The organism is Methanococcoides sp., from assembly GCF_030594565.1.
GTDB lineage: Archaea > Halobacteriota > Methanosarcinia > Methanosarcinales > Methanosarcinaceae > Methanococcoides > Methanococcoides seepicolus.
Genome location: NZ_JAUVEY010000048.1, coordinates 1 through 13,513 on the forward strand (window position 1 = coordinate 1; position 13,513 = coordinate 13,513).

Annotated in this window: 16 protein-coding genes and 1 pseudogene; 3 read left to right on the plus strand and 14 right to left on the minus strand. The window is 43.1% G+C overall.

The features are described from left to right. Positions 1-186, minus strand: a pseudogene (locus QAS77_RS05600) (hypothetical protein); the annotation flags it as partial. Positions 187-501: 315 nt separating this feature from the next. Here QAS77_RS05600 and QAS77_RS05605 point away from each other — a divergent pair. Next, positions 502-816 carry a DUF6951 family protein gene (locus QAS77_RS05605; protein WP_305064418.1) on the plus strand — a complete coding sequence of 105 codons (315 nt, stop codon included), beginning with the start codon at positions 502-504 and terminating at the stop codon, positions 814-816. 229 nt (positions 817-1,045) lie between these two features. Here the strand turns inward: QAS77_RS05605 and QAS77_RS05610 are convergent, their stop codons facing one another. After that, positions 1,046-1,909 (minus strand): RPA family protein, encoded by an 864-nt coding sequence (locus QAS77_RS05610; protein ID WP_250867373.1) that lies wholly within the window; start codon positions 1,907-1,909, stop codon positions 1,046-1,048. A 4-nt stretch (positions 1,910-1,913) separates the two neighbouring features. Further along, positions 1,914-3,215 (minus strand): Single-stranded DNA binding protein, encoded by a 1,302-nt coding sequence (locus tag QAS77_RS05615; RefSeq protein WP_305064419.1) that lies wholly within the window; start codon positions 3,213-3,215, stop codon positions 1,914-1,916. 210 nt (positions 3,216-3,425) lie between these two features. On the opposite strand from QAS77_RS05615, the gene QAS77_RS05620 reads away from it, so the two are divergent. Then, positions 3,426-3,647, plus strand: a complete 222-nt coding sequence (locus QAS77_RS05620) for a histone family protein (RefSeq protein ID WP_250867375.1) — start codon at positions 3,426-3,428, stop codon at positions 3,645-3,647. Positions 3,648-3,663: 16 nt separating this feature from the next. On the opposite strand, the gene QAS77_RS05625 is transcribed toward QAS77_RS05620, so the two are convergent. The 11 genes from QAS77_RS05625 to QAS77_RS05675 all read right to left on the minus strand — a co-directional run bounded on the left by QAS77_RS05625 (position 3,664) and on the right by QAS77_RS05675 (position 12,406). Beyond that, positions 3,664-4,170 carry a COG2426 family protein gene (locus tag QAS77_RS05625; protein WP_250867376.1) on the minus strand — a complete coding sequence of 169 codons (507 nt, stop codon included), beginning with the start codon at positions 4,168-4,170 and terminating at the stop codon, positions 3,664-3,666. 3 nt (positions 4,171-4,173) lie between these two features. Continuing rightward, positions 4,174-5,130, minus strand: a complete 957-nt coding sequence (locus tag QAS77_RS05630) for a replication factor C small subunit (protein WP_250867406.1) — start codon at positions 5,128-5,130, stop codon at positions 4,174-4,176. Between the two features lie 162 nt (positions 5,131-5,292). Further along, positions 5,293-5,625 carry a DUF4870 domain-containing protein gene (locus QAS77_RS05635; RefSeq protein ID WP_305064420.1) on the minus strand — a complete coding sequence of 111 codons (333 nt, stop codon included), beginning with the start codon at positions 5,623-5,625 and terminating at the stop codon, positions 5,293-5,295. A 12-nt stretch (positions 5,626-5,637) separates the two neighbouring features. Next, complete coding sequence (locus QAS77_RS05640; protein ID WP_250867378.1) at positions 5,638-6,435, minus strand: Fe-S cluster domain-containing protein; 798 nt, start codon at positions 6,433-6,435, stop codon at positions 5,638-5,640. Further along, entirely contained in the window at positions 6,432-7,022 is a 591-nt protein-coding gene (rnfA, locus tag QAS77_RS05645) for an Rnf electron transport complex subunit RnfA (protein WP_011499440.1), read from the minus strand. The genes QAS77_RS05640 and rnfA overlap by 4 nt, the downstream gene beginning before the upstream one ends. A 1-nt stretch (position 7,023) precedes the next feature. Further along, positions 7,024-7,635: an Rnf electron transport complex subunit RnfE gene (gene rnfE / locus QAS77_RS05650; RefSeq protein ID WP_305064421.1), complete on the minus strand. Its 612-nt coding sequence runs from the start codon at positions 7,633-7,635 to the stop codon at positions 7,024-7,026. A gap of 13 nt (positions 7,636-7,648) precedes the next feature. Beyond that, positions 7,649-8,221 (minus strand): Rnf electron transport complex subunit RnfG, encoded by a 573-nt coding sequence (gene rnfG, locus QAS77_RS05655; RefSeq protein ID WP_305064422.1) that lies wholly within the window; start codon positions 8,219-8,221, stop codon positions 7,649-7,651. Continuing rightward, positions 8,214-9,143: an Rnf electron transport complex subunit RnfD gene (gene rnfD, locus QAS77_RS05660; protein ID WP_305064423.1), complete on the minus strand. Its 930-nt coding sequence runs from the start codon at positions 9,141-9,143 to the stop codon at positions 8,214-8,216. The genes rnfG and rnfD overlap by 8 nt, the downstream gene beginning before the upstream one ends. A 1-nt stretch (position 9,144) precedes the next feature. Beyond that, entirely contained in the window at positions 9,145-10,506 is a 1,362-nt protein-coding gene (gene rnfC, locus QAS77_RS05665) for an Rnf electron transport complex subunit RnfC (protein ID WP_305064424.1), read from the minus strand. Between the two features lie 13 nt (positions 10,507-10,519). Next, the gene (gene mmcA, locus QAS77_RS05670) at positions 10,520-11,992 is read right to left on the minus strand and encodes a methanogenesis multiheme c-type cytochrome (protein WP_305064425.1); all 1,473 of its coding nucleotides are present in this window, start codon (positions 11,990-11,992) and stop codon (positions 10,520-10,522) included. A gap of 9 nt (positions 11,993-12,001) precedes the next feature. Beyond that, entirely contained in the window at positions 12,002-12,406 is a 405-nt protein-coding gene (locus QAS77_RS05675; RefSeq protein ID WP_305064426.1) for a hypothetical protein, read from the minus strand. Positions 12,407-12,663: 257 nt separating this feature from the next. Between QAS77_RS05675 and QAS77_RS05680 the strand changes: the two genes are divergently transcribed. Beyond that, the coding region (locus tag QAS77_RS05680; RefSeq protein ID WP_305064427.1) for an FAD:protein FMN transferase at positions 12,664-13,513 on the plus strand (850 nt) is incomplete at its 3' end.

Consider the following 13,513-nt stretch of genomic DNA (forward strand, 5'->3'; position numbering starts at 1 on the left):
CTGGAGAACGGCCTTCACCCCTTTATTGTCACCCCTGCCAAGCCCCATAAGAGTCATTTTATCTGCTTTTTCTTCCAGTTTTGCTATGACCTTTCTGTCTTCATCATCAAGGACAAGTGTTTTGCCAACTCCGGTAATGCACTCCAATCCTTCCCTTACCATCTTGATAATCTCATCTTTTTCCATGCCAATCCCTTCCATGCAATATCAAAAATTGTGATAACAAATGTATTTTGAGAGACACAATAACTGTGAATCCATTTTTGTATTTTTATTTAAGCATATCGAACAATCCCCATCAATATATAACCTTTTGGTAATGAAAATAACTTATAAAATAAATATAAAAAAGACAACATCTGAATCAAGTACTGAACATAATGGTTTTGTGACATCCTTACAAAACCTTATATAGAAAGTTCACGATGTATTTAATTGAACATAACAACAAATGAAATTTGTCAAACACATATTATATTAAAGATCTACAAGAGGCATACCATGACAGATATCACTGTAAACTCAAATATATGTGGATTCACACACAAGATCCATGGAACAAAAGACGGTAAAAATGTTACGATCAAAATTGAGACCGATTGTCCAAAAGTAAAGAACATTTCAGATCTTGAAGTTTCAATGATGCAAATGTTTGGTATTAAAGATAATTATGTCATCGGAAAAGCACAAGACGGGAACTGTTGTGCCACCTGTATAGTACCGAGCGGAATACTTCATGCATGCAACCTTGAGCTAGGATTAATATCACAGACCCTTGCAAAAAATGTAAAAGATATAAGTATCGAGTTTAAGTGAATTAATACATATCAAAAAATGTCTCTGTAGAAATCCTCGATATTCGGACACTAATCCAATTTGAAAAGATTATGGAATGTGTTACATGATGTTGGAATATAATTCCAATTCCAGTCTATATATGTTGATTTTGATAGGTTTTCTACAGAGCCCAAAAAATGATACATTATAATTGATACCCTTGATACAATTATATCAAGGTATCAATACAATATATCAGAATGATATCTTATGATATCAGCTTTAAGATACCCGCCTTTGGCTCATAACATTGCCCTATTGCAAGTAATGACCTTACTGCTGAATCCACTGTTCTTTCATTAAGCTGTCTGGAAACTGCAACAGATAGAAGTTCGGCATAATCAACACCTTTACCCTTATCAAGTTCGTCCATTATTTCCAGAACGAGGGTATCAATATCCTTTTCATCAGATGCGTCAGAAAGCAGATCCAGGGAAACTATACATTTCTTTACGACTGATCGAATTTCATTAAGATAACTTTCATCAACGCCATAATGCCTTATAGCCATTCCAATTCCCTCTGAAAGCACAGGAGCTATTCCAAGACCTTCCATGCATTCATCCATGGAATCAATATTGCCACATGCTAGCAATATCTTAGAAAATGCATCCAGCCTGTCAAGCGTCAATTCTGCAGTATCCAATATCCACCTGTTGCGCGCATCCTCATCTGCAATATTGATCTCTTCAGGCCTTAGAGATATGACCACAGGACCATCATCCGGCTTATGGGATCGGACCTTACCAACAACAGAAACATACTCCGGAGGCTCTACGGATGACAGAAATATCGCTGCATCGGACTGATACTGACCTGCATATAAAGTAAAAGCTCCGGAAGGATCAACAACGCGAGCCCGCCAAGTATCACCATCGGAACCTATATTCTCCACCTCCGTCAGAACCCCTGTGACAAAAACGCGGTTCACCATAACACCACCCGGAGTCAACAGATAGTTTGGCGTGTGCCCATCAGATGTTATCGCCTCATCCACAGTAGAATGGATCGTAGAACTGGAATCATTAAGCTCTTTTGCAAACACCCTATATGCTATTTCACGATCTACCATGCTATTACTCCACCCCATCCAACCTTTTTAGAAGAAGAGGGACCCTTTCTTCAATATCCGACTCCGGCACCCATACGGCCTTTGTAACAAAAGTAACCCCAAACTCGATTCGAGATGTATTCCCGCGAACTCCAAGATAACGCCCAGTGAGAACACGTTTCATATCCTCAAAGATCGCATTCATTGACATTGTCTTACCCAGAAGGGAGAAAGATTCATGAAGAGATTTTCCATAAACGATCTCCGAGAGTTCCCTGTTCAGCATCACGAGTACGGAACCAGTCCCATCATCGAGGATAAGTTTGACCCTCATATCCTGCAAACCATCAACAGCCCCATGGGAACGGCAAACGTTCTTTATGATCACCCGATTACAGACAGGACAGCGTGTGATCAGACCTGAACCCGGCCTGACAGAAACAATATTGCCCTCCACAGCAACATCGAACATACCTTCAGCCTGCAAGACATTAGAGATGGGCACTGGCTCAGGAGGTTTGTTCACTGCCAACGGATCGAACGATAGATCTTCATCAGCACCAACCGATTCAACTGGAGTAGAACTATCAAGATGTATAGATGGAACCCCACGATACATACGCACAGATGCATCTTTAAAACGGATCATCGAACCGATATCCATACCATCCAGAGGAGACCACGAGACAAAAGGCAACCTACCGGTCTCATCCGCCAGAACACCTTCAATGATGGTAAGATCTTCACCCTTTACTTCCACATTTCGATGATACAGGTCAATGATCGCAGCCACCGAACTAATAAAAAGATCAGAAGGACCTACATCGATGAGCTTCTTTACAGGAGTAACAGACAATTCAGAAATGTCCGGAAGAGAACTATCATCCAGCAATATGACCTCGGAATAAGCACTGATACTCACTTCCGCACGATTATGCCAGTTCTTGACACTTGCATTACTTATCCTCACCGCATCCCCGGCATTCAACGCGAGTTGTTTCCACGATGTAAAAGGACATAATCCGGACCCGTCCGCAAGAACACCAGAAAATATGTTAGTTCGTTCACCTTTCAGATCAACGGTCTTTTCACCGATCTCAAGAATGCGAACCTCCAGGGAAACTCCTTTATCACCAATAGAAAGGTCTTTGATATTACTCATCGCAGAGTCTGATGATCTGAATTTTCTCAGTATCGTACGTTTTGCTTCACTGATCGGAACACGATACTTTATCAGCAAATGAAATTCATCTTCGACCTTGGACCTATCGACATTAGCAAGCGCCTTTGTTAGTTCCTCAATGTGAGGCGCATATTTCTCATCCATAATATTCTCCCTTTTTAGTGAGACAGTACACATAATCTAAGCATTTCTTCCATAAATAAGATACACCCACAGATATTTCAGATCAGAATATCAGGAAAAACAAGCATACGTAGCTTTTTTCATAATACAAACGTATATATAGATATTTACCCAAATCAAGAGCAGAGCTTCAATTAAAAAGCGATAAAAAAGAAATAAGGGGATGAAAGAATGACAATACTACCATTGGCTTCCGTAGAAAGGTTGATACGCAGTGCAGATGCAGAAAGAGTTAGCGAACCTGCAGCAACCGCCCTTTTGGAAATAATAGAAGCATACGGGATCAAAATTTCAAAGGAAGCAATAATATACGCCAATCATGCAGGAAGAAAAACAGTAAAAGAGGAAGATATAAAACTGGCTTACGAAATGATCACAAAGCCACGCGATTGAACCTCCCCACTATTTTTTAATTCAATATCTCAAGGGCACCCATTCCAGCCAGAGTTACAAGAGTAACCACAATTCCGGCGATCAACAATCCTGCAAATATAGCCAGCAAAGCTTGCCTGAACTTTATTCCAAATACGAACGCTGCCGCGCAACCGGTCCAGGCACCTGTGACCGGTAAGGGGATGGCAACGAACAACGTCAGAGCAAGTGGTCCATACTTGTCCATACGTTCAGAATGCTTTTGACGTGTCCTTGTGAAAAGCCATGTGAAGAAGATGTCCCCTACCTTGAAACGTCTCAGAAAGGTTGAAACCGGCTCCAGAAAAAGTAAAAGCGGGATCACAGGGATGAGATTTCCCAACACCGCTAAAAAGTATGTTTCTATCGGACCTAGCCCATAGACACCAATAGCTATCGGAATTGAACCACGTAGCTCAGAAATAGGCAGAGCACTCAAGATTATGGTTGCAAACCAGGAAGGGATGCTTACAAGAAGTTCAATTAACTGCTCTTCGAAAGGCATTCCTTATTGCTCCTCTGCCAGTGCAAAATGGGCCAGTAGAGCATCGAGCTGTATCCTTTCATTGGCACCTTCAGTGAGCCTGAAATCGACCTCACCGATCATATCCATCAAGGCTACCAGTTTCTTACCGGAAACATCCATATCAAAGATGGCACGATATATCTGCCCTACAACATCTTCCCCTGAAAGACCTTTTTCGAGCATTAAAGAATCAAGTTTCTTGCGTGCAGATATGAAGTTCCCTGAAAGAGCTGTTTTCAAAAGTTCGGCTATCTCTTCCGGATGAGCGGTCGCAGTTATTCTATAGATCGCATCCTTGTGAATGGTGGTATCGAACAATGCTGCAGCCTGAAGTGCATTTATTGCTTTCCTCATATCACCCTGTGCAACATACTTCAAAGCATCCATCCCATCATCGGCGATGGTAAGGCCCTCTTTTTCAGCCACATGGCGACATCTTTCACCAACGGAATCATCTGCAAGGTGTCGGAACCTGTAAACTGCACATCTTGACTGAATTGGTTCGATTATCTTTGAAGAGTAATTACAGGAAAGAATGAAACGACAGTTACTGGTATATTTTTCCATTGTACGGCGCAAAGCGGACTGTGCATCAGATGTCAATGCATCGGCTTCATCAAGGAAGATTATCTTGAAATCCGCACCACCAATAGGAGAGGTTTTAGCAAAATTCTTGATCTTGGTCCTGACCACATCGATACCACGCTCATCCGATGCATTAAGCTCTGTGAAGTTCTCACGCCAGTCATCTTTAAAAAGTTCCCTTGCAATTGAGACTGCAGTGGCGGTCTTGCCTACTCCCGGAGGACCTGAGAACAATAAGTGAGGAAGATTTCCAGACCTTACATAGGATATCAGCCTTTCAGTTGTCTCTTTTTGACCTACGACATCTTCAAGCTTAAAAGGCCTGTATTTTTCGATCCATATCTCTTCTTTTATTTAGAACCCTCCATTCAATTGCGAATTGGATTAACGATGCAGGAATAAGGTTGATAATACTTTTTAATCTTTCGTGAGAAAGACCATAGTTCATAAAAAATAAACAAAGGTCATGTGCAAGATGCACATGAAAATTGAAATTGAGACCGGAAAGATCCGGACTCACTGGTAAACATAGTTGTATGCGATCCTTCCAATGACAGGTACTTTGAGCCTTGAACCTCTCCATGCCATGAACATGAACAATGCCCAAAGGAAAAGGGAAAAGAAACCTGCAAAATCTGCAAGTAACCAGCCAACGTATGGAACCCATGCAATGAGGAAGACGATCGCAGTAAGGACCATGAAGACCATTGCCGACTGAATTGCATGGAAACGAACGAACTTATTTTCCTTTTCAACGAAAAGGAACAAAACCCCGGTCATCCAGAATCCAAGATAACACAATACCGCCACAATGTTCTCGTTGAGTCCTATAGAAGTCTTATATGTCATTCAACTCACTCCTTATCTCATTTCAATACAGTTCTGCGGACATTTCTCTACACAGATTCCACAAGCAGTACATTTATCCTGATCGACCTCTGCAAGGAACTTCGTGACTTTGATAGCATCTTCAGGACAGTTCTTCTCACAGATCTTACAGCCAATACATCCGACTTCACAGACAGCCTTTACGGTCTTTCCTTTGTCATGTGAATTACACTGGACATGAACTTGCTCAGAGTCCTTTGCAAACATCAGTATATCGTTCGGACATGCTTCGAGACAAAGACCACAGCTTGTACAGAGGTTCTTGTTCACAGATGGAAGGCGGTCCTCGCCAATAAAAATAGCATCGAATGGACACGCGCGAACACAAGTACCACGGCCCATACAGCCGTAATTACAGCCCTTTTCACCGTCTGAAAGCATGATAACAGCAGTACAATCTTCAATACCGACATAATCGAACCTGTCGACACAGCGGATGCCACCACCACATCTTACATATGGATATTCCTTCTCGGATTCTGAAACTTCCTGACCAATGATCACACCGATCTCCTTAGTGGTATCAAAACCTCCAACAGGGCAACCATCAAGAGGTGCATCTTCAGCAACTACCTTCTCTGCAAAGTCCGCACATCCCGCATAACCACAAGCACCGCAATTTGCACCTGGCAGGATCTCAACAACTTCCTCAACAAGAGGATTTGTCTCGACCTTGAACAACTTTGATGCCACGATCAGCATGATACCTATCACAAGGCCAAGACCACCAAGGGTGGCCATTGCCTGGATTATCAATGTAGTCAGACTCATAAGGGGATCACTCCAAAGTAGTTAACAAATGCCATAGACAGCATTGTTGCAATAAGGAACGCATGCGGCAAACCACGCATTGATGACGGAACGTTCACAAGGGTAGTCCTTTCCCTGATACCGGACATCATCAACATCACCAGGGCATAACCAATACCTGCTGAAACACCGAAAACGACACTCTGAATGAAAGAGTATTCATTCAGAACATTGAGCAATACTACACCGAGAACTGCACAATTTGTCGTAATAAGAGGCAGGTAGATACCAAGGGAACGATAAAGTGATGGGACATTCTTCCTTACAACGAACTCTACAAGCTGCACAAGTGCTGCAATTACCACAATGAAGCTAATAAGATCAAGGAACTCTAGCTTTAGTGGAACAAGCACAAAGTTATAGATAAGGAAGGACACGGTCGCTGCCAGTGTCATTACGAAAATGACAGCTCCGGACATGCCCGCAGCACTCTTTGTATCCTTGGTCACACCTACAAAGGAACACAGACCAAGGAACTGTATGATAAGGAAGTTCTTGATGAACACACCATCCATGAATATCTGGAAAAGACTTACATCAGCAGCCATATTAGCCACCCCTTGCAAGCTTCTTTGCTCTTCTGTGATTTACTATTGCCATGAGAATACCTATTGTCAAAAATGCTCCCGGTGACAGGATCATAAAGGTTATCGGATTGATAGGAATGCTTACAAGATGAGTTCCAAAGATCGCAATCCCACCGGTTCCGAGAAGCTCCCTTATCCCACCGATCAGTACCAGCACAAGAAGGAAACCTGCAGAACTTCCTAAAGCATCGATCAATGAATAGAACATATTGTTCTTATTAGCATAAGCTTCCGCACGACCGATGATGATACAGTTCACGACGATCAGGGGAATGAACACACCTAATGCCGCATACATCGGCGGGAAATAAGCTTCCATGACCATCTTTACAATGGAAACGAATGTTGCTATTATCAAAATGAATATCGGCAATCTTACAGAAGCAGGAATTTGCTTTCTCAGACCTGAGATCATAAGGTTGGAACAGATCAGAACAAATGCTGTCCCTGCGGACATACCGATCGCATTGTCAATGGATGTGGTAACTGCCAGTGTAGGACAGAGACCCAATACCAGACCAAATATAGGATTATCTTTTGTAATTCCACGAATAAATTCACTTAAGGGATCCATATCTACACCTCCGTTAGGCCTCTGCCATTTTAATGTCTCCAACCTGTTCATTCAGGGCATCTATTACTGCCTGCGAGGATATCGTAGCACCTGTGATAGAATCAATGGCTCCACCTGATTTTGAAAGGCTGAGATCTGCAACCTTCACATCGGTGAACTGGCTCTTGAAGGGGTCATCCGCGATCTTTGAACCAAGTCCGGGAGTCTCAGTGTGAGCCATGATACCTATACCGGTAATTGCATTGAACGAGGAATCAACACCGCCTGCCACTTCGATCATACCCTGAGCACCTACTTGTTTTCTGAAGAAAGCATACCCTACGAGATTACCGGAACTATCCTTTGCACGGTAATAGAGGATCTCCTTGTCACCTTCGTCATTTATGACAGTATCACCATAGACTGCCTCGAACTCTGCTGCGGAAGGCATGATCTCTGCAAGAGTAGAAGTCCTTGCTTCTGCATAGTTCTTCTTCAATTGTTCATTCGTAGGCACAAATGTCACAGCCAGAAGGGCTGAAGCAATGACCGAGATCAATACCAATTTGCCTATGATTATTACAATATCTTTGTTGGAATCAGTCATCTAAGAACACCTCCAGACGATCCTTGAAAGGTATCTTTGAAACAATACTCCTGTACTTACGCTGTAAGAATGTCTCGGTACCATATGATGCCGGAAGGGTATTGTTATCGATCAGTGAAGCAACACAGTTTGCAAGGAACAGACCATAGAAAGTCCCATCCACATAATTTGCAAAGTGTCCATATACAACTACAAGAACACCACAAACGATACCATAGATCACACGACCGTTCTTTGTCGTGGGTGAAGTTGAAGTATCAGTTGCTATGAAAAGAACACCAAACACTACAACCCCAAGAACAACATAGGACAGACTGTCACCCAGTAAGAATGCAAGCAGTACCGTTGTCACAAAGAAAGCCACAGGAATTCTCCATTCGATGTACCTGCGGAAGATAAGGACTGCACCTGCCAGTAAAATGAATAAAGGTGACACTCCAGCCATTACCCCGGCTCCGTTCTCAAGAACCAGCTCAAATAAGGCACTTGTCAGAGGATAGGATGCAGGAGCCATTATTGAACCCCATGCCAACGTCAGGAAAAGCCATGCAGCGAGGACCGGATTGAAAACATAGGAACCAATGCCTCCAAAAGCATGCTTTCCAATACCAACAGCAAAAACCGCTCCTATCATAGGGATCCAGAGGGGAACTTCCGGTGGAATTATCATAGCTATCATCAGACCGATCAACACTGCATGTCCGTCGGCGACAGTTATCTTCTGACCGAATGCTTTTTGTATAGCTGCTTCGGTCGCTACCGCTGCAAAGATACTTGCGGCCACCAAACCTATGGCAGGAAGACCGAACAAATAAACGGACAAAAGGACTACAGGCATAAGAGCAAGGACCTTTGCCCACATTATCTTCTTAAAAGTGATATTCTCTTTCTTATGAGGTGGAGCTGAGATCGTAAAGGTCATATTAGTTACCTCCGCTACAGCCGCAGCCTAATTTCAGATTCGCAGGAGATTCCTTTGAAGAAAGGTCTTCATATGCATTTTCAATGGAATTCTTTGCATATCTGATAAGCTGTAACAAATGTATCTTTGAAGGACAGACAGCTGAGCATCTGCCACATTCCACACAATTCAAAATGTTCATCTGGCGACATTCATCGAAACGACCCTGGTCTGCAAAAGCAGTTATTCTGCTTGGAATAAGGTCCACAGGACAAACATCCACACATCTTGCACAGTGAGTACAGTCAATTGACACGTCCCTTATGACCTCATCCGCGGACAGGACCGTAATAGAAGTTGTCATCTTGGTGACAGGGACATCATCGGTGTACTGTGCCACACCTGTGACCGCACCATTTGCAATGAGTTTGCCCGTCTCACCCATGTAACCACCACATGCATCGATAACATCCTTGAACGGAGTACCGATCTTAACCAGGATCTTCTTTGGACTATTGACCTTTCCGGAAACAGAAACTACTGTTTCTACGTAAGGCCTGCCTTCATGTACTGCATCATACAATGCCTTTGCAGACTTCACACCACATATGGCAACACCTACATCGGTAGGATCACAACAGAAAGAAACCCTTCTTCCGGTCAAGTTGTAAGTAAAAAGGTCAAGGATCTTCTGACCATAAATGCGCTCCTGGGAAACCACTATAATATCCGAGCCCAGGTCCTTGAAGTAATAGCTGAGTTTTCGCTTACCCATCAAAGGAGCAACTGTCAACAATTTGCCATCGACTCTCAGGTGGTCAAAAGCATTAATTGACTCAAGGTCATCATTTCTTAGTACAACCGCACCTTTTGAAGCTCCTGCAGCCTTCATCAGTAACTTCAAAGCATCGATCATCTGCGAGGCATACTGTGAAGATGTATCATAGTGCCCGCCGATCCATTCCGAAGAAGTTGCGTTTATCAGAACTATATCTACCTGCTTACCTTCCGGTTTCAGGACCTTATGCGTAGGAGTACCATAGTGTTCTACAATACCAGCATTCTTGATAACATCCACGAGCTTTGATGCAGAAACATCCTTCACAGGCGTAAAATCAACACATTCGACAGTTTCGGCCGGCCGTATGATAACACTGTTCACTTTAGTTCCATTCGGATTAGCGGCCTCTTCGATAGAGATAACCTCTCCGCAAACACTTGAATGGATGGAAGCTGAATCATAACAGTCACAATTCCCGATCATCTGTCCCATTGACACCATATCCCCTTTGTTCACAAGAGGTGTACAAAGACACCCCTCATGCTGTCTCAAGGGAATTATGATCTTTTCAGGGATCTTTTCCATAACATATACATTTGTCACGACAATCAACTCCTTAGAAAGCAGGCTCCCTTTCAACCTCAGGAGGCTTTGCTCCAGGAATGGTCACGCTAATATCCTTTAATGTGAAATCAGTTGGGGGGTCGGTCTGTGCAGGATCCGAAATGAACCCTATGGACTCCCAATCGATAGCATTTGCAGTTGAACCATGACAATCCGCACAAGCAAGAGGATCTGCCAGACCCACTTCCGAACTTGCGATATTATGGCTCAGCTTGTAGTAAAGCTCAACTGTTCTAAGAACCGCATTCGGATAATCTGCATTATCATCAAGGTCACCATCAAAGCTTCTCATCTCATCGGCAGTTACAACACCATCACTATTGGAATCTGCAGCCTTAACGTCTGACACAGGTATCGCATCACCCATCTCATTGCTGGTGTTCGGTGAACTGACGATATCACTGTTAATGCCAGCATCCCACCAGATACCCGTCACAACATTGAACGGTTCAAGAAGAACACCATCTTCGCCCCTACCATCACTGGCAGGCAACTCATGCCCTTCAACTCCATTGGACCATGCAAGAACCGGTTCGAAGCTATCATCCTTATAGGAATCAGCCCTTTCCCCATTCGACCAGTCAAATGAAGCAAGTGGGGTCACACCACCAAGATCTCCGCCCGGAAGGGCTGGAATATGACAGGACTCGCATGCCACGGTCTCGTGTGCATCGACTATAGGTCCATGTGAAATACCTTCATGGCAACCAGGGTCATCGCAGCTTTTCGTTTCTGCCTCGACCTCATGTATATTTTCAAGGTCCTGCTTAACGAACATACTGGACTGGGAGATCTCATGACATTCCACGCAATTGACATCTGCATGTGCATCGAATTTATGGTAATCCTCTGATGCCCATGTAACAGCAGTGGTCTCCACATTTGTAACATGACAATTATCAGAACAGGATTCCTTGACAGGTGCACCATTAACAGAGTCGTGGAATAATAACAATAATGGTAGCGGGGTCACAGCATTTCCCACGTAAGTGATCTTACGAATAGTATCCTGTTGTACCTTAACATTTGCAGCTTCCATTGCTGCAGCATTCGCATCTTCAAAATTTCCTGCAGTAAAGAACTCAGCACGAGCATCAAAATCATATTCGCCATACTGTTCATGACAGATCATACAATCTGCATCTACACCATACTTTTCAAGTTCTCCGCCACCTGGATGATAAGCTCCAAAGTTCTTCACCCATTCATCCTCACCTTCGACCTCGATATCAAAATTTGTCAATGGGTCCCATTTCCCAATATCCCTCTGGATATGAGTATTGGTAGCCACATGGTCAGGTGCTGTAAAGTGACAACCACCACAGCTTGCATCGGACCATTCTCCTTCGGTCATATAGTGAGTAGCAATAGCTTCATTCCCACTATACCCCATGCTGGCAAAAACACCTGCAAAAGCAAAGATGAAAATAGCAGCTCCTAATAGAATTATCTCTAACCTTGCCATAAAAACCCCTCATTTATCCTGCGCCACGTCCTCCAACTCTTTGAGCACGACCTCAATGATGGTCGATAAGTGCTGTTTCTCCAGAACGTTCATACCATCGGAAACATACTTGTGCAACTCAAAGCTTTTGGGAATCTCACGTACATTAAAATCGAAAATTTTGTCTAAAAGTCCTTTCTTTGGAGTTATACCCAAAAAGTTAACATCCAGGCGATTTCCAACCTTATGTGCCTTCACTTCGATCTTGTCCAATAAAGAACCGGACTTGACATAGATCATCTTATGATCAGCACCAAAGTTCTTCTCAATCCCTTTCCAGCCATACTCTTCAATGATCTGATGGATAGCAACTGCAAGGTATTTGTCCTTCCCAACAATACCTCCCGAAGCCATTCCTGCATTAGAATCACTCATACTGACACTTCCTAAATGAATAATAATTAACATCTAACGGATTAATATAATTGTCAGAATCATTGATTACCAATATTTATATGTTTCTAAATAAGCTTAATATCAAGCACATCCATCCCTACGCCATGGACACAAGAGCCGCTTTATTGTTTGTATTAATCGTTATAGTTTCAATATCATTTACACAGTTATATAACGAACAAGAGAGTGATTTGTTCCAAAATAACCCTATATTTCACACCGACGGTCGCAGTATAATGGACACCACGGTTACGGCTGCAATTTATGATTCTGACACAGAGCATGCGGTACAAACTGTGGACAAAGCTTTTGAGAGAATTGCCCAAACAGACGAACTAATGAGCAGTTATAAGAATGATAGCCAGCTCACCATACTAAATGAGAACAACAGACTTGAAGACCCTTCAGAGGAACTATTGTTCGTAATTAGCCGTTCCACATATTACTCCAACATAAGCAACGGTGCATTTGACATAACAATAAAACCGATACTCGACCTGTGGTCAGGCAAATTCAGTCCCGGCGGAACTTACAAGCCACCAAGCCAGGAAGAGATAGACACCACACTGGAACTTGTTGACTACAAAAAGATAGTCATTGAAGAAAATACCATCTCCACAGAACCCGGAATGAAGATCGTTCTTGGAGGTATAGCAAAAGGGTATGCTGTTGACCAGGCAATAGGATCACTTATCGATGACGGAATAGAAAGCTGCTTTGTGGATGCCGGCGGAGACGGGCGTTATATCGGCATAAAACCAGATGGAAGCAGCTGGACCGTAGGGTTACAGAACCCTGACAAACAAGGCGAGTTCATAACTGTCATACAACTGGAGAACATGGCTGTTGCCACAAGTGGGAACTATGAACGATATTTCAGTGATGCTGCAAAAGTATCCCATATATCCGACCCAAGAACAGGATATTCATCCCAGGGACTCATAAGTGCAACAGTTATCGCAGAGACCACAATGGATGCAGATGCACTTGCAACCACAGTGTTCGTACTCGGTGAAAAGGAAGGTTTGGAGCTTATCGAGAGCCTTGAAGATATCGAATGCCTGATCATCACATCAGATAAAAGGA

Coding starts and splice junctions, on each gene's coding strand:
- QAS77_RS05605 (WP_305064418.1), top strand. CDS start 502: ATGACAGATATCACTGTAAACTCAAATATATGTGGATTCACACACAAG.
- QAS77_RS05610 (WP_250867373.1), bottom strand. CDS start 1,909: ATGGTAGATCGTGAAATAGCATATAGGGTGTTTGCAAAAGAGCTTAAT.
- QAS77_RS05620 (WP_250867375.1), top strand. CDS start 3,426: ATGACAATACTACCATTGGCTTCCGTAGAAAGGTTGATACGCAGTGCA.
- rnfD (WP_305064423.1), bottom strand. CDS start 9,143: ATGACCTTTACGATCTCAGCTCCACCTCATAAGAAAGAGAATATCACT.
- rnfA (WP_011499440.1), bottom strand. CDS start 7,022: ATGGCTGCTGATGTAAGTCTTTTCCAGATATTCATGGATGGTGTGTTC.
- QAS77_RS05640 (WP_250867378.1), bottom strand. CDS start 6,435: ATGAGTCTGACTACATTGATAATCCAGGCAATGGCCACCCTTGGTGGT.
- mmcA (WP_305064425.1), bottom strand. CDS start 11,992: ATGGCAAGGTTAGAGATAATTCTATTAGGAGCTGCTATTTTCATCTTT.
- QAS77_RS05675 (WP_305064426.1), bottom strand. CDS start 12,406: ATGAGTGATTCTAATGCAGGAATGGCTTCGGGAGGTATTGTTGGGAAG.
- QAS77_RS05635 (WP_305064420.1), bottom strand. CDS start 5,625: ATGACATATAAGACTTCTATAGGACTCAACGAGAACATTGTGGCGGTA.
- QAS77_RS05625 (WP_250867376.1), bottom strand. CDS start 4,170: ATGCCTTTCGAAGAGCAGTTAATTGAACTTCTTGTAAGCATCCCTTCC.
- rnfG (WP_305064422.1), bottom strand. CDS start 8,221: ATGACTGATTCCAACAAAGATATTGTAATAATCATAGGCAAATTGGTA.
- rnfE (WP_305064421.1), bottom strand. CDS start 7,635: ATGGATCCCTTAAGTGAATTTATTCGTGGAATTACAAAAGATAATCCT.
- QAS77_RS05615 (WP_305064419.1), bottom strand. CDS start 3,215: ATGGATGAGAAATATGCGCCTCACATTGAGGAACTAACAAAGGCGCTT.